We start from the raw sequence: 20,887 nt of genomic DNA on the forward strand, positions 1-20,887 counted from the left end.
AGAAAGGAGATGTTTTCAATGCCGGTGATAGATGTCAAAGCAACAGGAGCGAATATTAAAGCTATAATGAAAATGAAGGGCTTCAAGATCGCTGATGTTCAGGCAAGGTGCGGTTTCAATACTCCGCAGGCTATTTTCAAGTGGCTGCGTGGAGATACTGTGCCAACTATCGATAATATGATAATCATAGCCGATATGTTCGGCGTGACTATCGATCAGATAGTTATAATTAAGAAGATCTGACTGTTATTCCGGTAACAGTCATAAGGCTGCATCGTCTAATGGTCAGGACACAAGGTTTTCAACCTTGAAACGTGGGTTCAACTCCCACTGCGGTCATTAATGTAGCTTACAAAGCTACTTGACAATTCTCTGTATGAGTGTTATAATAAGTTACAACAAGAGGGGAGCAACGATCTCCCGAAATTATATTACGAAAGGGTGAAAACAATGAATTCTATCATGAACAATACTGTTGTCAGATCATATGATGATTACCAGTGCTTCTTTAGCTTTAGTTTTGATTGGCAAGACGAAGGCTTATTTGTGCTGCATACGAACACCGGTAATTGTTCAGTTCAAAGATAGAGTTTATTGACCATCTTCTGAAAGAATATAACCGTCTGTATGTAGTGCAAACTCATACAGACGGTTTTCTTATTCTATCGGAAGGTGGTATTATTATGACTGAAGAAATGCCTGTCATAAATATGACAGCAACAGGTTCCAATATAAAGACTCTTATAAAAGCAAAAGGTTTTAAAGTGACAGAGCTTCAGAACATTCTGGGGTTCAACACACCTCAGTCCATATTCAAATGGATGAGAGGGGAGTCCATACCCTCTATCGACAATCTGGTGATTTTGGCTCATATCCTGAATGTCACCATTGATGAGATAATAATCCTTAACTAATACGTCCTGTTCATTCAGGACACACGGCTCCGTAGTTTAACCGGCTAAAACACCGGCCTGTCACGTCGGAGAGCGCGGGTTCAAGTCCCGCCGGAGTCGCCATAATTCCGTTTCGTCTAGTGGTAGGACATCGGTTTCTGACACCGAAAACGGGAGTTCAAATCTCTCAGCGGAAATAATTTGACTGTGTAGCCAAGTGGAAAGGCTGTCGGCTGCAACCCGACGAGCGTAGGTTCGACCCCTATCACAGTCTTTACAATATGCCCCCGTAGCTCAGTTGGTAGAGCGCAGGTCTGAAGAACCTGGCGTCGCAAGTTCGATTCTTGCCGGAGGCACTATAATTCCGTTTCGTCTAACAGGCAGGACAACAGACTTTGACTCTGTCAATGGGAGTTCGATCCTCTCAACGGAAGCTAATAAGTCTCTATTACAAATTATGTATTGAAATTCTAACGGGTATCATCTTTAGAATTCAAGGAGTAGTTTGTAATAGATACGATAGAAATAGGAGAATAGTTCAATGGCTAGAATGACGGTCTCCAAAACCGTAGATCTCAGTTCGACTCTGAGTTCTTCTGTCTATACTACAGGTTTATTGAAATCTGTACTAAGTTATGTTATAATGTCATTAAAGAAATCAAGAAAGGAAGTTCATTATGAAAAACACAGTATTTGCATTCTCATATTCATATAGTTATTCAAGCGTTGTTCAGAAGAATAAGGCTCGTTTGGCTATGCGTGAATGTTGATACTGCTTGATGATAAGCTTCAGCATATACCGTCTGGCTTTCGGGTCAGGCGGTATTTTTTATTTGTTATTCGGGAGAGTCACCCAGCGGCGAGGGCAGCGGTCCGTAAAACCGTGACATTAGAAACATCGAAGGTTAGAGTCCTTCCTCTCCCACCAATATGAGCAGGTACAGAGAATCGGCAAACTCGGCGGTCTGTAAAACCGTTGCTTTATGCGTAGTGGGGTCGGCACCCACCCTGCCCACCATATGTCGGCATAACCCTAACTGGTAAGGGATCGTCTTGGAAAGGCGAGAGTAATCGGAGTTTTCCGATGTTTCGGTTCGAATCCGAATGCCGACGTTATGCGCTGTGTTAGTGTAATTGGAAACACACTGCTCCCGAAAAGCAGCGTCCTTTTGGACTTACAGGTTCGAGTCCTGTACACAGCGCCATACCGTAAAGTGATGTCTTCCTCGACAAAATAATTTTACAAATCAAAACGGATAGCATCTTCACAATGGACGGTCTATCCGTTTTTGTTGTGCAATGATTTTTTAGCAATTGTGATCATTCCATATCTTCACTTGTTGTAATAAATATACAATAATGATATTTTCTTTTATTGATAATTGACAAACGATTAAGCTGATATGTCAAAAATATTGACGATAGAATTTGCGCGTGTTATAATATTTTATATTTATTGATCGGGAGGACAAAATTATGCAGATGAAAAAAGTTTTAGCAGTAGTGATGTCGCTTTGTATGACAGCAGGTGTTGTAAGCTACGGTGCGCCTGTTATCACAAAGACTATCACAGCACAGGCAGAAGCTGTTACCGAAGCAGAGTGTTATTCATTTGATGAAGCGACAGGCTTGCTAACGCTAAGGGGAACGGTAGATCGTGATACATTAAAGGAATTTTGCAAAAATTGCAAGGGTATAGTTATATCAGTTGTCGCTGAAAAGGGAACAGTTTTCCCCGCAGACTGCAGCAGCATGTTTTCAGGTTTCTATAATTGCACATCGATCGACCTTACAAATGCAGACACTAGCAATGTTAAAGATATGAGCAGAATGTTCTATTACTGTTCCGGTTTGAAGAAACTTGATATAAGCGGATTTGATACCGGCAATGTAACAAATATGGACGAGTTGTTTTATGAATGTTCCAAACTTACTTCGCTTGATGTAAGTGGATTTGATACAAGCAATATTGAAAGTATGTCTTTTATCTTCGCCCATTGTTCCAGCCTTACCTCAATTGATGTTAGCGGATTTGATATTAGAAATGCGACAAATATTGCAGGTATGTTCTATGAGTGCTCCGGTTTGACAACGATCGACGTAAGTTCGTTTGATACAAGCAATGTAGAATCTATGATCAGTTTGTTCAACGGATGTTCGAGGCTGACTTCGATCGATGTGAGCGGTTTTGATACAAAAAAGACTACAAATATGGGCTGGATGTTCGGTCGCTGTTCAAGTTTGACCGACCTTGATGTGAGCGGTTTTGATACTAGCAAAGTTACATATATGCACAATATGTTCGATGGTTGTTCCGGTTTGACTGAACTTGATTTGAGCAATTTTGATACAAGCAAGGTCATATGGACGCATAATATGTTCAAAGGCTGCACCGGCCTGAGTAAACTTGATCTGAGCAGTTTCGATACAAGCAAGGTCACAGATATGTACAATATGTTCTCCGGCTGTTCCGGCTTGGAAACACTCGATCTGAGCAGTTTTGATACAAGCAAGGTAAAAGATATGGGTCGGATGTTTAAAGATTGTAATAATCTGAAAAATCTTACTCTTGGAAAGAATTTCAAAAGAATAAAAGAAGAAGCCGAACTTCCCAACGAAGACGGCTGGGTAAATGCTAATGCAACTTCTGTTGTTGTAAGCGGAAGCGGAGAATTTGCAGATATCGAAAATAAAGGCAATAACACATACAATATTTTTACCGGCGATCCTATAACATACCCCACAAACATAAAAGTCGAATACAACGATAAATACCGTCAGGTGAGATTTACATGGAACAAAGTCAAAGGTGCTGATATGTACGGTATAGCTGTATATCTTGCAGGCAAGTGGAAAGTTCAGACGCAGAATATAACCGATACTGTTTACACTTCTCCCAAGAATCTCACAACCGGAAAGACTTACCAAGTAGCTATCGCCGCTAGAGTTAATGGAAAATGGGACACTGCAAACGCTATCAAAAATGCTGTGACCTGTACCATAGTCGACTATAATTCCTATGTCAAGCCTGACAGAGAATTCAAATATGGTTCGGACTTATATGTTATTGCCGATGAGATCACTATGTATCTCGGACCTGATACAAGCTACAGTAAAGTTTCAACGATCCCCGGAAAAACTTCCCTTCAGGAACTCGGCGTTATGAATAATAATGATAACTGGGCATTTACAGCGTATAAGGGAAAGTACGGCTGGGTACAGGTCGTGAATGAATTTGGCGAAAGACAGATCCAAATCAGATCTCTTATAGTTAAAAAGCCTGTTATCTACCTATATCCCGAAAAGGAGACCGACGTTCATGTTGAGGTCGAACTGACCGAAGCTGATCTTTCTACTACCTATCCTAAGTACAACAATGGCTGGGATGTAGTCGCTAAACCTGACGGATCACTTGTGAACAAGGCTGACGGCTCTCATCACAGATACCTGTTCTGGGACGCTGTAAACTGCCGAACTGAATTTGATTTTTCTAAGGGCTTCTGTGTAGCAGGCAGTGATACCGAGAGTTTTCTCAAAGAAAAGCTCAGCTATATGGGACTGACTGAAGATGAGATGAATGAGTTTATCGTATACTGGCTGCCACAAATGGAGCATAACAAATATAATCTCATTTCCTTCCAGAGTGATAAATATACTGATACCGCAAAGCTAAACATCACACCATCACCCGATAGTATGCTGCGCGTATTCATGACATATGCACCTCTTGAAGAAGCTGTGGACATCGAACCGCAGGAGCTTTCCACATTTGAAAGAAAAGGCTTCACAGTTGTTGAATGGGGCGGTTCAGAAATAAAATAAGAGTTAACATGATACATTAAAGGGCTGTGTCAGCCGTGTGAGAGATCATACTCTCATGCGGCTGTTCACAGCCCTTGTTTTTTTATTTCGTTACTTTGTAAGCGGTGTATACAGATTTCTATCGATCGGGTATCACCACGTTTTCATCATTGCGGAGAATTTATATAAACTATATTACAATTCTCAAACGCATACTCATCAATTTCCGGTGAACCTTTTATTATGACCTCATTTATCGAATAGCAACCACCAAACGCATGACCGTCAATTTTCGGCGAACCTTCTATTGTGACCTCATATAGCGACGAGCACAATAAGAATGCTCGTTCGTTTATCTCTTCAACGCCTTCCGGAATAATGATTTTCTCAAGAGAATCACAGTCGACAAAAGCTTGTTCTCCTATCGTTTTCAGGTTTTTCGGAAAATTGACCTCTTTTATACCTTTGCAGTCCTGAAAAGCGTAGTCTCCTATCACTTCCAGACTATTCGGAAATATAACATCTTTTAGCGTGTAGCAGTCATAGAAGGCACTTTCACTTATCTCTTTGACACCTTCAGGGATGATGATATTTTCAAGGGAATAACAATACCAAAACGCCCCATGTTCAATAATCTTTAAGTTTTTCGGAAGCTGTATATGCTTAAGTGATTTACAGTTAGAAAATGCTGATTTCGGAATCTTCGTAATTTTATCGGATAATATGGCCTCTTCCAAAGAACTACATTTTATGCTTAAAATTCCTATGAAGTTTTTTCTTGGAATCGCATAAAAATCATCTTTTGTGAACTGATATTGCTAAAGCATCGAGCTCGTAAATATGGCAAAAGTGCCGTATTTGCGAGCTGTTTTGTTACTTTAAAATTCATTTATTGAGCTGAAAATGCACATTTGCAGTCCCAAAATCACACGAGATAATGGTGTGATCTGCTTTTTTATTTTTCTCTAAATAATCTGCTATAATTATAATATGAGGAAGGTGATAATTATGAAAATTAAAAGTACCGAATCAACAATAGCAAGAAGTCTTTTAATACAATTTGCAAAGGATAGAAAGATTTCTGTCAAAGAGCTTGCAGAACGTACAGGATTGTCATACTCTCACGTCGTTAATATTCTTAACGGAAGTAGAGATATTACTCCTAAAAACGAAAAAAAATTGTGTTTAGCTCTTAAGCTGAATAAAGAGGAACAATATGCTCTGAAAGAAGCTATTTTTATCTCAAATAAGGATATAGTCATTTCCACAAAAAATAAAAGAGATTATGTACTAAAGTTATTGTACTGGGTAACAGTAAAAAGCAATACTCTATCATTATCGCAAGTCGAAAAATGTATAGACATAATCCGGTACGGAAAACACCTCGAAAAAGACTAAAAAGGGGCTGTTGCACAGCTTCCCCGCCGCTGTTTTCGGCATTTCACCGAGTAGCTACGCGGCTCGGTGAAGAGAAACGAAGGGATATATTTATTATAGTAGATTTTTTTAAGAATTTAAAATTTTATATACTTAAAAGTTGTTCTGTGTTTGTGTCACGCATGACACAAACAGAATTCAATTTTTCTTTTTATGAGGTTTAAGATGCAGAAAGACAGCTAATCTTACTCACTTAGCTGTCTTTCACTTAAGAATTATAGTATCTGACATTCTTAATTGAGGCTTACAGTTTACAAGACGAAGTATATGATCAGGACTTCCTGTATTTGGTAGCTCTTACGATATGGTATTACAATGAATATACATACCCTCGACCATGCACAACAGAATGTCTAGAAATGCCGCCTAACTCATGACTAAAGTCACGAGCGTGCGGCGGCAAAATCGTCAAGCGTCGATTTCATCGGAATATCATCACAAAATTCATTAAAATAATCTTTGGTATCCTTGTATAATGCAGGCTGATTCTGTTTCAGACCTATTGCATAATCTGCTTTCTTCTTAATTATCTTTTCAACGATCTTCTTCTGACAGCTCATTGCATCAGCAGTTACGATGTCGCCTTTTACATCAATCAGATCCAGAAGTTCAGGAACTGCCGTTATCTCATTTGTTTTTTCTTCAACTGCCAATTCACCTAAAGTAAGCTGATTTTCTGCAACAAAAGCACTTATTACATGATATGCTTTATGTTTACCATTGCCGCTTCCGCAAATCGTTTTTCCGTCTATCGCAACTGTTCCTCTTTTGGTCCTTTCACATGATATCCAGTTTATCAGGCATGACGAAAGCTCAGACGGATTTAGTTTTTCAAATACTCGTCTGAATGTGTCACCATCAGGTATACCATTCGGAAGTTCAAGAAATTTCGACAAATATTCCTGTCGACTCTTGCCAAACGTCTCCATATCGGCAAAATCTTCCCCTCCGCATATTATGGTACACAGTCCTATGATTATTATATCTTCGAGCTTGTGTCGGATATTTCCATATCCTGTCCTCCTTGGCTCACTTATATTTCGTATTCCTTCTTTTAATTCTTCTATCTTCATATCTCTATTTTACTTCTTTTTCTCTAAAAAGTAAATGCTGTTGCCGTGTATCAGTTAGCTATGGTTCTTTACTTTTATATTGTGATGTGGTATAATATAAATAAAGATAGGGGGCATTTATATGAATAGTGGTAATGATGAGTTTACTTCACCTGTGTTCGATATGGGAACGCTGATGCGGGCGATTGTCAATCCTTATGGAAAAAGGTTGATTGTGGACGGTGTGCCTGCTGAAAGGCTTGGACTGGAGGGAAAGCTTGGTCTGGAGGAAAGTAAGACAAGCAAGGCGGACAGTATCAAGGTAGCGATATTTGTAATAGCGTTTATCGGTGTGCTGATCGCTATGCCGATTTTTGTGCAAACGGAACCTTTACTTTGCATGACGACATTCGGGGCGCTGCTACTGTTCGTCGGGCTGGTCGGTCTGTTTCAGGACGGAGTATCGCTGGAGAGTATTATGAATCTTGTGATTCCGCTGATAGGGGCTGTGCTGGTGGTGATATCGGTGGTGAACGTTTATCACAAGTCACATCCTGGCAGCTTTTATTTTACGCAGGAAAGGATGATAGAAGTTGCCTGCGTCGGGTTTGGAATAGTTGGCTTGGGAATGCTGGTGATACCGCCTGTGGTGCATTCGCGTAAAATGAGAGAATGTACGCAGGTGATCACAGCTATGTGCATTTACAGAAATTATCATTATTCTAAAAGCAGCCATAAGAGAGGCGGAAGAACGGTTGGCAGGCGAGGCAGCGGGATCAGCCGCCTTTACAATCCCTGGTGGCAGTATGAAGTTAATGGGACGATCTATGTTTCAAGCGAGGGTGTGTTCACGAATGTTGATGTGCCGGATATCGGCAATCTGCGGGAGATAAGGTTTTCGCCCGAGAAACCGTCGAAGATATATCGTCCGCTGATGGGAACAAGAGTCGGGTCTGTGTTTCTGGGTGTGATGTGTATTGGTATGGCAGTGTTGGCTTTGGTTGTTATGCATCGGTAAATAGTTTTTCGTTGATGTGTATACCAAATTATACGAACTCATACCAGACGATACGAATTTATTCCAAACGATACAAAATATACGAGCGTATGCAAACGTATGCATACGCTCGTTTTGGTACGTGAATATTGACCGTTCGTGTTATCAAAGATCGACATTCAAAAGCATAAAAAATTATATTTTCTTTTATTGATAATAAACAAATAATAAATAAAACATATCGTAATTGTTGACATTCTTTGTGATGTATGCTATCATGTCTTTTAGAATAATTATATATTTTATTCTATTAAAAATTGAAAATTTTGGAGGTAACAACAATGCGAGTAAAAAGATTTTTAGCAGTAGTAGTGTCACTGTGTATGGCAGCAGGAACTGTCAGCGTTGGCGCGCCGATAATAACACAGACTATAACCGCGCATGCCGAATTTGCAAACAAATTTTCCTATGATGAAAATTCAGGAGTGCTGTTTCTCAGAGGTGAGGTAGATGGTACAGCTGTAAGGGATTTTTGTTACCGTTCGTATGTAAAAACCATCGTAGCTTTAGAAGGAACTGTTTTGCCTGAAGATTGCAGCGAGCTGTTCAGCGATTTTAATTACTGTACTTATATTGATCTTTCAGATGCTGATACAAGCAATGTTACTGATATGAGCAATATGTTCTCTGGCTGTAAAAAACTGAGCACCCTTAATATCAGCGGATTTGACACAAGCAAAGTTACAAATATGAGTTTTATGTTTGAGGACTGCAAATGTTTGACAGCACTTGACATAAGCAGCTTTGATACAAGTAATGTAACAAATATGAGTTATATGTTTGAAGGCTGTGAAAGTCTGAGAGAACTTGATCTGAGCGGATTTGATACGAGCAGCGTAACAAATATGAGTTTTATATTCAGTAATTGTAAAAAATTTACCTCACTTGATCTTAGCGGATTTGATACAAGCAAAGTTACAAATATGAGCGGTATGTTCTGGTGCTGTGAAAAGTTGCCCTCACTTGACGTAAGGGGATTTGATACCAGCAATGTCACAAATATGAGTAGTATGTTCGGTTATGCTTCCAAATTGACCGCGCTTGATGTAAGCGGGTTTGATACGAGCGATGTAACGGACATGAGAGGAATGTTCTATGGCTGCTTCAAATTATCGGAGCTTGATGTAAGTGGATTCAATACAAGCAAAGTCACAGATATGTCTCTGATGTTCGACTTATGTGGATCACTTCACTCGATTGATGTAAGCGGGTTTGATACAAGCAGTGCAAAAGAAATGGGCTTTATGTTCAAAGGTTGTTCCAGTCTTACTTCGCTTGATGTTAGTGGATTTGATACACGCAATGTATCAGATATGAGACATATGTTTGAAGGATGTTTCGTTCTGACTTCTCTTGATGTAAGCGGATTTGATACGAGCAAGGTCACTGATATGGCCGGAATGTTTGAAAACTGCTGCGAATTGACCTCGCTTGATGTGAGCGGATTTGATACGAGCAATTTAACGGATATGAGCGGATTGTTCGAGAATTGTTACGCTCTGACATCTCTTGATGTAAGCGGATTTGACACAAGCAATGTAAAATATATGGGCTTGATGTTCTTCGGCTGTAAAAAAATAAAAGAATTTGATCTCAGCGGATTTGACACAAGCAATGCAATATCTATGGACAGTATGTTTACTTGGTGCGAAGCCTTGACCTCACTTGACCTGAGTGGATTTGATACAAGCAAAGTCACAAGTATGTGTGATATGTTCAGGGGCTGTTCCTCGCTGACCGCGCTTGATCTCAGCGGATTTGATACAAGCAGTGTAAGTTATATGTTTGGAATGTTCCAAGAGTGTTCCGCCATTACTTCACTTGATCTCAGCAGCTTTGATACGAGCAGAGTATCGAGTATGACAGATATGTTTTATAAGTGTGACAGCCTTAATACTATTGTACTTGGCGAGAAATTCGGTATTATAAAAGAAGCGGCAAAGCTCTCGAACAGCAGCTTCTGGGCAAATGCCGATGCTCCCGGAATTGTTGTCGGCGGCGTAGGAGAATATGCTGTTATCGAAAACAAGGGAATGAACACCTACATTCACAGTACTGTTGCCAAGCCTGCATACCCCACATATATCAACGTTGAATACAGCGAGAACTACCATCAGGTAAGATTAAAATGGGGTAAGGTCGAAGGTGCTGACAGATACGATATAGCGGTATATCTGGCAGGGAAGTGGAGAGTACAGGTACAGAATATAACAGGCACGGTTTATACTTCTCCTAAGAACCTCACCCCGGGTAAGACCTACAAGGTCGCTATCGCGGCAAGAGTAAACGGTAGCTGGGATACAGCAAATGCAATCAAAAATGCAGGAACTATTACTATAAAGTGATAGGCTGAATTTGTTATAATTTGATAAATGCAAAACGGATAGAACGTCAGTATCAGACGACTATCCGTTTTTTATTATACTTGCGTAAATGAGGTAACCGTCAGAATTTTCTTATCCCCTAAAATATAAGGCCCTGCAAGGATCACAGGTCCACGCTCTTTCTTTGTCCGTAAATATTGCCCGCGCACGAAATCGGACAGCGAAGCGAATCCGATTTCTCGCCCCGAGGGCGCTGCCGACGCAGTCGCAGCTGAGGGGCGACAACCCAGCAGTACGTCCCAAAAACAGACGCACATTTTACCCATTACTGCACGATAAAAGATTCTTAACAAGTAAATTTGTTAAGCAGAATCAGGTCATAAAATGAAAATTGATTTCCTTGACAGCGGACGTGTATTGACAAAAAAAAAATATTTGTGATATAATATTTATGGGCAATTTTGAGGACAGGAAAGTCTGAAAAAAGGAGAACTACTATGAAAAAGAAAAAAATTATAATTACCGTGTGCGTTGTATTAATTGTGCTGGTAAGGATTTATACTCCTTATCTGGGTAAGCCGTTTTTGATTTATTGTTGTGGTGGCGGAGGCAGTAAGGAGAGATTTTATCTATCCAGCGATGTGAAGAAAATATTACAGATTTCTTCTCATGACTCTTGCGTAAAATTTATAAGATACTGTTCTAATCTTGAAGAGTTAACTGTTTTGGGTTACCCTGAAACATTCAATATAAAGGATATTTCAAATCCAAATTTAAAGAAATTGGATATGAGTGGATATGGTGTTAATTGGTCAAGTCTGAACAATTGTACTGAATTGAAAGATCTGTGTATTTCCTTTAGTGATTTTTATACTACTGAAGATATATCCAAACTGATAAAAATGGAAACATTGAGTATCCTTGTAAATAAAACAGAGCTTTCTTTGAACAAATTGAATGAATTACAAAATTTAAGGAAACTTGAACTCAATTGTAAGAGTGATATCGACTGGGTAGAGCCTTTGCAGCTCAAAAATTTAAATGAATTAAATATCTATTGCGCGAATGATATTGACTGTGAAAATTTTACAAAGCTGGAAAACCTGGAAACATTGTATCTGGGTACAGAGGGGAAAATAACAGGACTTGATAAAATGGACAGCGTTGTATCTTTGTCATTAAATCATCCAGATCAAGCGATAGAAGAAGATATTTGCGACATGGATTCACTAAAAGAGGTTACGGTTTGGAATACTAAGCTTTCAGAGAAAGTTGAAAACACACTCAGGGAAAAGGGTGTTACCATAAAATACATAGATTAAGCTGATATAGCTTTGAGATAGAAAAGTATAACAAATAAAAAAAGAATAGGAGACTGATCATGAAAAAGAAGAAAGTTATAATTACCGTGTGCGTTGCATTATGCATTGTATTGGTTGCGTTGGTGAGAGTTTTTACGCCTTATCTGGGCAGACCGTTTTTGATGTATTGTTACGATGAAGAGATGAGTAAACGGGGATTTTATCCTTCAAACACATTAAAAAGGATACATTCATTGGAAGCTGATGACCCGGTTATAAAATTTGTAAAGTACTGCCCTGAACTGGAGGATATATATGTTTATGATGCTCATCAATCGGGTGATGTGATACCGGTCGATATAAATGATATTGTAAATCCCAAATTAAAAAGTTTACATATTAGCGGAGAAGGTGTCAACTGGTCAGCTTTGAGCAAATGTACGGAATTGGAATATTTGAACCTATACGATACCAATTTAGATAGTTTTGAAGATATATCAGGTCTGGAAAAATTGGAAACATTGAGTATAATCGGAGACAATACAGAGGTCTCGTTGAATAAATTGAACGAACTAAAGCAATTATGGAATCTAGATATTTATTGCAGTAAGTATGATATCAACTGTGAAGATTTTTCAAGGCTTGAAAGATTAGCACAACTAAGTATCTTTTGCAAGAATGATATTGACTGTGATAATTTTTCACAGATGGAAAACTTGGGTAGGATGTTTCTGAAAACAGATGGGAAAATATCAGGACTTGATAAATTGGACAGTGTTGAATCATTGACTATATATTCCGGTCAGGTGACAGAAGAAGAGATCTGTGGTATGGATTCGCTTGAAGAGATCACGATATATAATACCAAGTTTTCAGAAGAAGTTGAAAGCGCACTCAGGGAAAAGGGTGTTATTGTAAATTACAGAGATTAAGCTGACACAGCTTTGAGAGAGAATAGTAGAACTAATTTGTAGACAACAGGGATACGATGATGCTTTCAAATACAGCCTGAAAAAAGAATGTGACCCGCGCCCGATGAGGGCAGACGAGGTCGAGGATTTCGATATAGACAAAAAATTCTATGACGCTCACCCCGAGAGATTTTTTGTGCAGTATGAGCTCAATGACAATATCTGCGAGGACAGGGGTTTTCTGACGATAGGCACGGCGGGCTGTGCTTACGACAACGGAGTTATCATTACGGGGAAAATGCGCGGGAAATATTTCAGACCGGCGAGGGTGCGCTGGAACTTCTTGCGGACAGCTTTGATGATTTCTACACCCGCTGGCTGGACGAACTGGCAGACGCGGAGAAATATCGGCAGAAGATTGAAAGAACAAAAGCACTCCGAAGAAAATACTGTTCGGGTAACAGTTGAGATTATTGATATAAAATGTGCCGATCTCCGCTTCGAAGGTCAATTGAGACATATTACAACGAAAACCACTTAAGCAAATTGTTGTGCTAGATAAAAACGCGGTTATCCGCAAAAATTTCTAATCATATTATTGACGATTTTGCCGCCTAACTCATGACTAAAGTCACGAGCGTGCGGCGGCAAAATCGTCACCCTGCCCGTAAACTTGGCTAAAATGCCGGCTGAACTCTTTGATTTGTGAAATAGCCTCAGCCGTTTTTTCGGGCTCACGGTCACATAAATGAATCAGAGCAGAGATCGGTGCGGTATAGGCAAATGCAAGCATTTGAGGGGCATCGTTCTTCAGTAATCCTTTGTTCATCATTCTGTCAAAAATATATGTGAACATCTCGGTCAGCCCAGTCAGAAAGTGCTTTGTTGCAAGCTGCCTTGCACGGTCATCACGGTACTGCTCAATAGATAGCAGCTTTCTTGTCATCACGATCTTTTCGTCATGCACCGTAATATCGACCATCCGCATTGTCATTGCAACAAGTTCATCAAGAGTATCGGGTACAGGCGGCAGATTATCCGCCGAACCGAAACGTTCATTGTAATATGCGATCATTCTGTCCAGCAAAGAGTTCCAGATTTCTTCTTTACTCTTATAATGTTTGTACATTGATGACTTTACAAGCCCCAGCGATGCAGTCAGCTCACGGATATTCGTACCGTCATATCCCTTCTGCGAAAACAGCCTGAGCGCTTCATCAAGTATTCTTTCCTTTGTATCCTTTGCCATAGCATCCTCCAAAAATAAAGAGTGACCTATCGTTCACTTGCTATCTATATTATAGCGAACGGTCGGTCACTTGTCAATAGGTATTTATATATTTGTGCATATCAAACAACTGATTCGATGACATTTTAGTATTAATAGTGAAAACGCCCACCTATTCATTTTTCCTGCAACTGACGAACAACTCACGAACAACCCTAAAAAATCGTGATTATTACTATTTTTACACTTGAATATACCATCTAATTGTGATATAATAAATAAGAAGAATCGATAAGAAATCTTATCTAAGAGATTATCTTTTTATCATCAAAAATCAAGGTATTCATTGTTTGGTGGAGGCCTTATTTATATGGCGAGGAAAAAATATACAAACAAGCAGTAAGTGCTGTTTGGGGATAACACAGATCATTTGGAAATTAACCAGGAGGAATGAAATATGGACTTGATCGCAGAGATACGTGCGCTTGCGGAAGAATATGCGATGTGCGGCGGCAGTGAACACCGTGACTGCACAATAGCCGATCTGTTCTACCCGCCTGCCACAATAGAACAAGTATGCAAATTTGAGCAGGAGATGCATATCAAGCTGCCGAACGATCTTGTGCGCTATCTTACTGAACTTGGCAACGGCGGTATCGGTCCCGATTACGGTATCTGGTCGCTGGATGAAATGCGTGAGAATAATCCCTATGCGCCCATAATCGCCGACCTTCCGCCGATGATAGGCGGCGGGCTTCCTGAGGAAGAATGGAAGAAATTTGCACAGGAGGCGGCATCCGCAGAATATGAAGAACCGTATGAGCAGAGGCTGGTCGCGGGCGGCATTTTCATCAGTACACCCGGCTGCACAATGGATACGCTGCTGATGTGCAAAGGTGCGGCGGCAGGCGAAGTTGTGGTCATTGATTTTGACTATCTTTCTTATGACGATTTTTATGACAAACCTATCGAAAGCGGTTTCCCGTTTGCAGACTGGATGATCGAGGGATTGCATGCTAAGATCGCACGCCGTAAAAACGGCATTAATATCGAGAGCGTCACGAGGTATAACGAAAACGGTCATGGCATGGCAGGTGAGAAGCTGACAGATCTTCTGATAGAGCTGCGTATTGCACAGCTGATCGAAGAAGGTGATGTAAATGCAGCTACCTTAGCACCGGAGATACGCGCTTTCTATGAGCGTGCATTCGGGAACGGAACATTCCGTATGTGGATTGCGATGAGTGGCAGAAATGTGATCGGTACAGTCGGGCTGACACTAACCGAAAAGCCGCCCTATTCTGCTAATCCGACCGGTAAGATAGGAGTGCTTTCGAGTATGTATGTTGCACCTGAATTCCGGCGACGCGGAATTGCAAAGTGCTTGCTGGGGTATGTCATGCGATGGGCAAAGCGAAATGGAATAGGTACTATTCATATCACTGCATCGGAACAAGGTATGAAGCTTTACGAGTCGTGCGGATTCACACACAATGAAAGGTTTATGAAGTATGATCTGAAAAAAAGTACTTCTTGTAAAACCTATATATGAGAACCAAGCTAAACTCCTAGGGCTTTATTATTTTCATATAATATCATTGTCAATACCCATTTGGATTATTTCGCACATATTTTTATGAGATTGGCGGTGAGTCAGCGGCTCGATATTGAATTTGATGAATTAGTCACCGGATTCAGATTCCGTAGAAATGCTCGACAATGTTTTATTGATGTTTATATGTATGATAATCTTTCAAGCGGTGCAGGATATGCAGTCGGTGTAGCCAAAGAGATATCAACTATTCTTAGTGATATAAAGAGAATACTGACAGAATGCCAATGTGAAAGTGCCTGTTATAAATGCTTAAAGCATTATCGTAATCAATATGTTCATGGACAATTGGATAGACATGCTGCTCTTGATCTGTTAGAATGGGGCATAAATTCAAAAGTCCATGATTCTCTTGATATTTCAGAACAAATAAAACTTATTGAACCACTTGTTGGAATACTGAAAAACTCAAAATGTCAATATTACAAAAAGTGGAAAAACCAAACATCTAGAAGTTTATCCTTCTATGTGTAAATAATCTATAACAGTAATACTGTAAGTGTTAGTGATGCCATGATCAAGTATGCAAAACCATATGCAATCAATGGAATTATGAATCAGTTTAAGGATCAATTCTAAATTCCGAGTTACTGATTCAGATCATTAGACGGTAAAAAAATACAGCTAAAACCATTTACGAGGTACCACCATGATAGACCTGACCCATTTAGAAAAATACAGAGAGAACAACAGAATAGAAGCGAAAAAAGCTATCGGCGGGCTGCCTAACAGCATTTGGGAGACTTATTCTGCTTTTGCCAATACGCTGGGCGGAGTGATCCTGCTTGGCGTTGAGGAGCACAAGGACAAGTCCCTGCACGCTATTGATCTGCCCGACCCGACTTATCTGATCGAGGAATTCTGGAAAATAATCAACAACCCGAACAAAGTGAGTCTTAACATTCTTACTGAGAAAGACGTTCAAACCGAGGTCGTTGACGGCAAGGATATTGTTGTTATCAGGGTTCCCCGTGCGGAGCGTCCTGACAAGCCTATCTATATTGACGGCAACCCGCTTTCCGGTACTTACCGCCGCAACGGTGAGGGCGATTATCACTGCACTAAGGAAGAAGTCCAGGCGATGCTGCGTGACGCTGCGAGCAGATCACAGGATATGCTGGTGCTGGAAGATATGGATATGGGCGTTTTCGATTATGACAGCGTTCACAGGTATCGTCAGCGTATGCGGAACTCCCGCCCAGGTCACGTTTGGGAGGAGCTGGAGGACGAGGATTTTCTTTACAAGCTCGGTGCGGTCAGCAGGGGCAAGGACGGCAGGCGTTATCCAACAGTTGCAGGTCTGCTGATGTTCGGATATGAGTATGAGATCGTCAAGGAGTTTCCTCATTATTTCCTAGACTATCAGGAGCAATTCGATGACAGCACCCGTTGGACCGACCGTATCGTTTCTTCATCGGGCGACTGGAGCGGCAACGTTTATGACTTTTATTTCAAAGTCTACAACCGTATCGCCCAGGACATCAAGACTCCCTTCAAGATCAAAAACGGCGAGCGAATTGATGATACGCCTGTCCACACGGCTCTGCGTGAAGCGCTGGCAAACTGCATTATCAATGCCGATTATTATGGCAGGCAGGGGCTTGTTATCATCAAAAAGCGTGACACTATTACATTCTCAAATCCCGGCAATTTCCGTATTGACGTTGAAGCAGCAAAAAGCGGCGGTGTCTCCGACCCAAGAAACACCACGCTGATTAAGATGTTCAACCTCATAGATATTGGCGAGCGTGCAGGCAGCGGTATCCCGAACATTTACAGAGTCTGGGACAAGCAGGGCTGGGAAGCGCCAGTCATCACCGAAGATTTCGAGCCGGAAAGGATCACGCTGTCGCTTTCGGTGATTTCCGAGCCAAATGACTTATCAGCGGTTTCTGGTAAAAAAACGTTGATAAAAAGCGTTGATAAAAAAGCGTTGATAAAAACCGGCGATAAAAAGAAGATCATCGAACTTCAAAAAGAAACGGTAATTGAGTTCCTTACCGACCATGTTACCTGCAAATCAAAAGATATTGCAGAATTACTTGGTATCAAGCTGACAAGATCGAGAGACATTCTCAATGAACTGATCGCTGACGACATTATAGTTGCCGAGGGTGCGAACAGGAACAGGACTTATCGGCTGAGGGAGAAATAGACACTGCAAAAAGAGCTGAGACAACATAACCTGTCTCAGCTCTTTATAATTCTATGCTTGGGTTCTTTTCTGCGATTGTTGTTTTTGTGGGGTCAAATTGGGATCAACCCGGTTATGTGAGTCCCGCAAACCGCATAATAGCGTGGTTTTTAATCTATCGACTTCATCGTTGGGAAATGATCTCCCTGTTAATGAATACTATGATGATTGGTATATAATGGCTTTAAATCGCGATGGTAACGCAACTTACGGATTATACACAATGCGTAAACAAGAATACGATTCCTATGATAATAATGATCCTAGCGTTACTATTTCTTTTGTGGAGTTTGATATAAGCAAATTGAATGCCGTGATCTTTCATAATACCTCAGATACATTAGACTTCAATCGAAAGATGGGCAGATTTTAAAGAAAAAGACCAAGACGACTGATAAAGACGAAGCAATAGCAATACCATGCTATTGTAATCAGGATAATTTTATGATATAATGATTTGTATATAAATATATGGAGCAGATTGTGTTAAGGAAGAATATGGATTCGAATTGAGCTGGGAATTAAGAGTTGATGTCTATTCAAAAAATGAAACTGATAATGAAGTTGAAAATTTAATGTTTTTCTTTAAATTATTAAATCATATAATTGAAAAGTCTGATATTGACGATTTTGCCGCCGCACGCTCGTGACTTTAGTCATGAGTTAGGCGGCATTTCTAGACATTCTGTTGTGCATGGTCGAGGGTATGTATATTCATTGTAATACCATATTGTAAGAGCTACCAAATACAGGAAGTCCTGATCATATACTTCGTCTTGTAAACTGTAATCCTCAATTAAGAATGTCAGATACTATAATTCTTAAGTGAAAGACAGCTAAGTGAGTAAGATCAGCTGTCATTTTGCTTCTTAGATCTAAAAAAATAATTAAATTTTGATTGTGTCACGCGTGACACAAACACAGAACAACTTTTAAGTATATAAAATTTTAAATTCTTAAAAAAATCTACTATAATAAATATATATGGAATCCATCGTATTTTGTAGCAACTGTAAGCGACAGAAGTCTTAAACATAAACATGTGCCGTCTGATCATCACCAGCACAACAGACTGCTTCGGTCATAACTGAATATATACAGCTGCCTTTTGCGCTGGAGACTGCAATCTGGATTAGAGCGATACTTCCCAGCGTACAGTGTGGTTTTTGATGCCAATTTTGCAGCTAGTCGAATCCTCCATTCATGTCAATGGAGGATTTTTTTTGAGCAATTATATCTGAGACAGCTGAACAATATGGTCATTATGATTGATCACTGTACCAGTCTGACTGCACTTAATCTAAGTGAATTTGATACAGGCAACGTAAAAAATAATATGAGAGGTATGTTCTCCGATTGTTCCAACCTTAACTCCATAACTCTTGTTGAATTGTGTAGAACATTGAGAAATCACTTAGCAAATACCTGTATTAAGTTGTTATTTCTGAATCGATAATTAGTCTCTCCTCATTAAGGCATAATTTCAAGAGCACCGCCGCAGGCCATATGACAGCTCGAAATTCAGCAAAAACTGAATAAGGCGCAAAACCATCGCCGCAAGACGGTCGATGTTCATCGCAATGATGCTGAGAACGATCGATGCTTTTGTTGTATCTTCTCTTTTTGTAAGCAGCAGACCCAGACCGAATTTGCGTTTCGCGAGACTAAACTTCCGCTCCACTTCAATTCGGTCGGTATTATCCTGGTAGGCGATTTTCTTCTCAGCCTTGCTGTCTGCATCCTTCTTCGGCCTTCCGAGTTTCTTTCCGGAAAGCCGAATGCCTAGACTGCTGCAAAATGCAATGTTATCCCGATTACGATAGATCTGATCTGCGAGTACACGCTCCGGATAATGTCCTGTGCGTTTCTTATAATTCTCGAGCGCAGTTTTTAAAACGGCACTCTCGTTGTAGGCATCGAAGGATAGCTTTTCAATTCTGCACATTCCGGTTTCATCCACAGACAGATCCAGCTTGGCACCGAACTCAACCGGAGATTTTGCTTTTCCTCTGACGATCGGTCGGATATATGGCTGGCTGATGCTGACGATTCTATTTTCAATGCGATGTGTATTGCTGACAAACATATGTTGCTGCTGCGAATAGACTGTCTCCAGAATATCGAGTAAATATGCGTCAGATTCTGAAAGCACAACACCATTATTTTTCAGCAGATTCGAGATATATCCAAGATCGCGGCGGATGTATTGCAGCTGCTTTTTGATTGCTTTTCTGATCTTTTTCGCACCGCGTTTTCTGCATTTTGCGAGAGCAAGATAATCCTTTCGTGCCTTCTCACGGTACATTCTCGGTCTGTAGAAATTGTATTCATCACTGACCCGGCAGATCATATCTTCCAGCTTTTCACGCGCTTCATTCAGCAGTTCAATATCCTGCGGATACTTGATGTTTTGCGGAGCACAAGTTGCATCAATGATCAATGTACCAGAAATCCCGGCGGTTTCCGTGTGATTCCAGACATCCTGCTGCTCATTCGTCTCCTGCTCTCCGCCGCCGTTACCGTGATCATCATCGTCATCCTGATCGTCTTTCAGTGTATTGTATTCGATGATCATTTCATTGATCTCGTTCAGCACCTCTTCAGACAGACGCTTGCGAAATTCAACAAGCAGAGACGGCACAAACGGAATCTTGTCTTCATATCCGGGCAGACCGATGAAATACTGATAGTACGGGTTTTCTCTGATCTGTTCGACCAGTTCCTCATCAGGATAGTGATATTGCTTCTGAATCAGCAGCGAACCGAGTGCCATGCGCAGGGGCTTTGCAGGCATACCGGTATGGCTCGGGAACAGCTTCGCATACTCAGCCTCGATCGTTTCCCACGGGATCATTGCTGCTTTCTTCACCCAGCGGTTATCCGGGTTCATTTTCAGTCCCAGCGGCTGATTGAAATCGGTAAATGAAATCTGCTTTTCTCTCTTGAACTTATACATGGCATCCTCCAAAGTGCAAGCTTTTTTCTCGTTTTCCGGCTTTTTCCTTGCACTTCTATTATACCATGTTTTATCGCTTTTGTCGATGCTACGAAGGTTTTATTTGAATTGAGGAGAGACT

At 40.5% G+C, this 20,887-nt stretch carries 17 protein-coding genes and 10 tRNA genes; 23 read left to right on the forward strand and 4 right to left on the reverse strand.

The annotated features are described in order from the left end of the window. The first annotated feature begins 18 nt into the window (after positions 1-18). The 13 genes from N773_RS0116675 to N773_RS21455 all read left to right on the forward strand — a co-directional run bounded on the left by N773_RS0116675 (position 19) and on the right by N773_RS21455 (position 4,715). Complete coding sequence (locus N773_RS0116675; protein ID WP_024858854.1) at positions 19-243, forward strand: helix-turn-helix domain-containing protein; 225 nt, start codon at positions 19-21, stop codon at positions 241-243. 24 nt (positions 244-267) lie between these two features. After that, positions 268-339, forward strand: a tRNA-Glu gene (locus N773_RS0116680). A 344-nt stretch (positions 340-683) separates the two neighbouring features. After that, positions 684-914 (forward strand): helix-turn-helix domain-containing protein, encoded by a 231-nt coding sequence (locus tag N773_RS0116685; RefSeq protein ID WP_196231653.1) that lies wholly within the window; start codon positions 684-686, stop codon positions 912-914. A 25-nt stretch (positions 915-939) separates the two neighbouring features. Beyond that, a tRNA-Asp gene (locus tag N773_RS0116690) sits at positions 940-1,016 on the forward strand. Positions 1,017-1,019: 3 nt separating this feature from the next. Further along, positions 1,020-1,090, forward strand: a tRNA-Gln gene (locus tag N773_RS0116695). A 6-nt stretch (positions 1,091-1,096) separates the two neighbouring features. Next, positions 1,097-1,167 (forward strand) — tRNA-Cys (locus tag N773_RS0116700). A 9-nt stretch (positions 1,168-1,176) separates the two neighbouring features. Then, positions 1,177-1,249, forward strand: a tRNA-Phe gene (locus tag N773_RS0116705). 171 nt (positions 1,250-1,420) lie between these two features. Beyond that, positions 1,421-1,492, forward strand: a tRNA-Trp gene (locus N773_RS0116715). Positions 1,493-1,735: 243 nt separating this feature from the next. Continuing rightward, a tRNA-Tyr gene (locus N773_RS0116720) sits at positions 1,736-1,821 on the forward strand. 4 nt (positions 1,822-1,825) lie between these two features. Further along, positions 1,826-1,911: transfer RNA gene (locus tag N773_RS22325), tRNA-Tyr, on the forward strand. A 3-nt stretch (positions 1,912-1,914) separates the two neighbouring features. Beyond that, a tRNA-Ser gene (locus N773_RS22330) sits at positions 1,915-2,006 on the forward strand. Between the two features lie 6 nt (positions 2,007-2,012). Next, a tRNA-Ser gene (locus N773_RS0116725) sits at positions 2,013-2,098 on the forward strand. A 271-nt stretch (positions 2,099-2,369) separates the two neighbouring features. Further along, complete coding sequence (locus N773_RS21455) at positions 2,370-4,715, forward strand: BspA family leucine-rich repeat surface protein (RefSeq protein WP_024858856.1); 2,346 nt, start codon at positions 2,370-2,372, stop codon at positions 4,713-4,715. A gap of 146 nt (positions 4,716-4,861) precedes the next feature. Here the strand turns inward: N773_RS21455 and N773_RS0116735 are convergent, their stop codons facing one another. Next, positions 4,862-5,431 (reverse strand): leucine-rich repeat domain-containing protein, encoded by a 570-nt coding sequence (locus N773_RS0116735; protein ID WP_024858857.1) that lies wholly within the window; start codon positions 5,429-5,431, stop codon positions 4,862-4,864. Positions 5,432-5,702: 271 nt separating this feature from the next. Here N773_RS0116735 and N773_RS0116740 point away from each other — a divergent pair, with 271 nt between their 5' ends. Beyond that, positions 5,703-6,092: a helix-turn-helix transcriptional regulator gene (locus tag N773_RS0116740; protein WP_024858858.1), complete on the forward strand. Its 390-nt coding sequence runs from the start codon at positions 5,703-5,705 to the stop codon at positions 6,090-6,092. A gap of 422 nt (positions 6,093-6,514) precedes the next feature. On the opposite strand, the gene N773_RS0116745 is transcribed toward N773_RS0116740, so the two are convergent. Further along, complete coding sequence (locus tag N773_RS0116745) at positions 6,515-7,204, reverse strand: ISAs1 family transposase (RefSeq protein WP_024858859.1); 690 nt, start codon at positions 7,202-7,204, stop codon at positions 6,515-6,517. A 121-nt stretch (positions 7,205-7,325) separates the two neighbouring features. On the opposite strand from N773_RS0116745, the gene N773_RS0116750 reads away from it, so the two are divergent. The 5 genes from N773_RS0116750 (at position 7,326) to N773_RS0116770 (ending at position 13,317) form a co-directional block, all read left to right on the forward strand. After that, complete coding sequence (locus N773_RS0116750) at positions 7,326-8,201, forward strand: hypothetical protein (RefSeq protein WP_024858860.1); 876 nt, start codon at positions 7,326-7,328, stop codon at positions 8,199-8,201. A 320-nt stretch (positions 8,202-8,521) separates the two neighbouring features. Then, entirely contained in the window at positions 8,522-10,585 is a 2,064-nt protein-coding gene (locus N773_RS21460; protein ID WP_024858861.1) for a BspA family leucine-rich repeat surface protein, read from the forward strand. Between the two features lie 476 nt (positions 10,586-11,061). Next, entirely contained in the window at positions 11,062-11,886 is an 825-nt protein-coding gene (locus tag N773_RS0116760; protein WP_024858862.1) for a leucine-rich repeat domain-containing protein, read from the forward strand. A 59-nt stretch (positions 11,887-11,945) separates the two neighbouring features. Continuing rightward, positions 11,946-12,797, forward strand: a complete 852-nt coding sequence (locus N773_RS0116765; RefSeq protein WP_024858863.1) for a leucine-rich repeat domain-containing protein — start codon at positions 11,946-11,948, stop codon at positions 12,795-12,797. Between the two features lie 103 nt (positions 12,798-12,900). Then, entirely contained in the window at positions 12,901-13,317 is a 417-nt protein-coding gene (locus N773_RS0116770; protein WP_024858864.1) for a hypothetical protein, read from the forward strand. Positions 13,318-13,407: 90 nt separating this feature from the next. On the opposite strand, the gene N773_RS0116775 is transcribed toward N773_RS0116770, so the two are convergent. Next, positions 13,408-14,025, reverse strand: a complete 618-nt coding sequence (locus N773_RS0116775) for a TetR/AcrR family transcriptional regulator (protein WP_024858865.1) — start codon at positions 14,023-14,025, stop codon at positions 13,408-13,410. A gap of 436 nt (positions 14,026-14,461) precedes the next feature. On the opposite strand from N773_RS0116775, the gene N773_RS21950 reads away from it, so the two are divergent. From N773_RS21950 to N773_RS23505, 4 genes are all read left to right on the forward strand, one after another. Beyond that, complete coding sequence (locus N773_RS21950) at positions 14,462-15,556, forward strand: GNAT family N-acetyltransferase (protein ID WP_024858866.1); 1,095 nt, start codon at positions 14,462-14,464, stop codon at positions 15,554-15,556. An 84-nt stretch (positions 15,557-15,640) separates the two neighbouring features. Then, positions 15,641-16,090, forward strand: coding sequence for a DUF1998 domain-containing protein (locus N773_RS0116785; RefSeq protein WP_080678365.1), 450 nt, complete (start codon positions 15,641-15,643; stop codon positions 16,088-16,090). Positions 16,091-16,265: 175 nt separating this feature from the next. Then, positions 16,266-17,771: an RNA-binding domain-containing protein gene (locus tag N773_RS0116790; protein ID WP_024858868.1), complete on the forward strand. Its 1,506-nt coding sequence runs from the start codon at positions 16,266-16,268 to the stop codon at positions 17,769-17,771. 1,303 nt (positions 17,772-19,074) lie between these two features. After that, positions 19,075-19,266: a hypothetical protein gene (locus N773_RS23505; protein ID WP_431602481.1), complete on the forward strand. Its 192-nt coding sequence runs from the start codon at positions 19,075-19,077 to the stop codon at positions 19,264-19,266. A 27-nt stretch (positions 19,267-19,293) separates the two neighbouring features. Here N773_RS23505 and N773_RS0116795 read toward each other — a convergent pair whose 3' ends face one another. Continuing rightward, positions 19,294-20,766, reverse strand: a complete 1,473-nt coding sequence (locus N773_RS0116795; protein WP_024858869.1) for an IS5 family transposase — start codon at positions 20,764-20,766, stop codon at positions 19,294-19,296. Positions 20,767-20,887: the final 121 nt, after the last annotated feature.

This window comes from Ruminococcus albus AD2013, from assembly GCF_000526775.1.
In the GTDB taxonomy this organism is placed as follows: domain Bacteria; phylum Bacillota; class Clostridia; order Oscillospirales; family Ruminococcaceae; genus Hominimerdicola; species Hominimerdicola alba_A.

Coding starts and splice junctions, on each gene's coding strand:
- N773_RS0116675 (WP_024858854.1), top strand. CDS start 19: ATGCCGGTGATAGATGTCAAAGCAACAGGAGCGAATATTAAAGCTATA.
- N773_RS0116685 (WP_196231653.1), top strand. CDS start 684: ATGACTGAAGAAATGCCTGTCATAAATATGACAGCAACAGGTTCCAAT.
- N773_RS21455 (WP_024858856.1), top strand. CDS start 2,370: ATGCAGATGAAAAAAGTTTTAGCAGTAGTGATGTCGCTTTGTATGACA.
- N773_RS0116740 (WP_024858858.1), top strand. CDS start 5,703: ATGAAAATTAAAAGTACCGAATCAACAATAGCAAGAAGTCTTTTAATA.
- N773_RS0116745 (WP_024858859.1), bottom strand. CDS start 7,204: ATGAAGATAGAAGAATTAAAAGAAGGAATACGAAATATAAGTGAGCCA.
- N773_RS0116750 (WP_024858860.1), top strand. CDS start 7,326: ATGAATAGTGGTAATGATGAGTTTACTTCACCTGTGTTCGATATGGGA.
- N773_RS21460 (WP_024858861.1), top strand. CDS start 8,522: ATGCGAGTAAAAAGATTTTTAGCAGTAGTAGTGTCACTGTGTATGGCA.
- N773_RS0116760 (WP_024858862.1), top strand. CDS start 11,062: ATGAAAAAGAAAAAAATTATAATTACCGTGTGCGTTGTATTAATTGTG.
- N773_RS0116765 (WP_024858863.1), top strand. CDS start 11,946: ATGAAAAAGAAGAAAGTTATAATTACCGTGTGCGTTGCATTATGCATT.
- N773_RS0116770 (WP_024858864.1), top strand. CDS start 12,901: ATGAGGGCAGACGAGGTCGAGGATTTCGATATAGACAAAAAATTCTAT.
- N773_RS0116775 (WP_024858865.1), bottom strand. CDS start 14,025: ATGGCAAAGGATACAAAGGAAAGAATACTTGATGAAGCGCTCAGGCTG.
- N773_RS21950 (WP_024858866.1), top strand. CDS start 14,462: ATGGACTTGATCGCAGAGATACGTGCGCTTGCGGAAGAATATGCGATG.
- N773_RS0116785 (WP_080678365.1), top strand. CDS start 15,641: ATGAGATTGGCGGTGAGTCAGCGGCTCGATATTGAATTTGATGAATTA.
- N773_RS0116790 (WP_024858868.1), top strand. CDS start 16,266: ATGATAGACCTGACCCATTTAGAAAAATACAGAGAGAACAACAGAATA.
- N773_RS23505 (WP_431602481.1), top strand. CDS start 19,075: ATGATTGATCACTGTACCAGTCTGACTGCACTTAATCTAAGTGAATTT.
- N773_RS0116795 (WP_024858869.1), bottom strand. CDS start 20,766: ATGTATAAGTTCAAGAGAGAAAAGCAGATTTCATTTACCGATTTCAAT.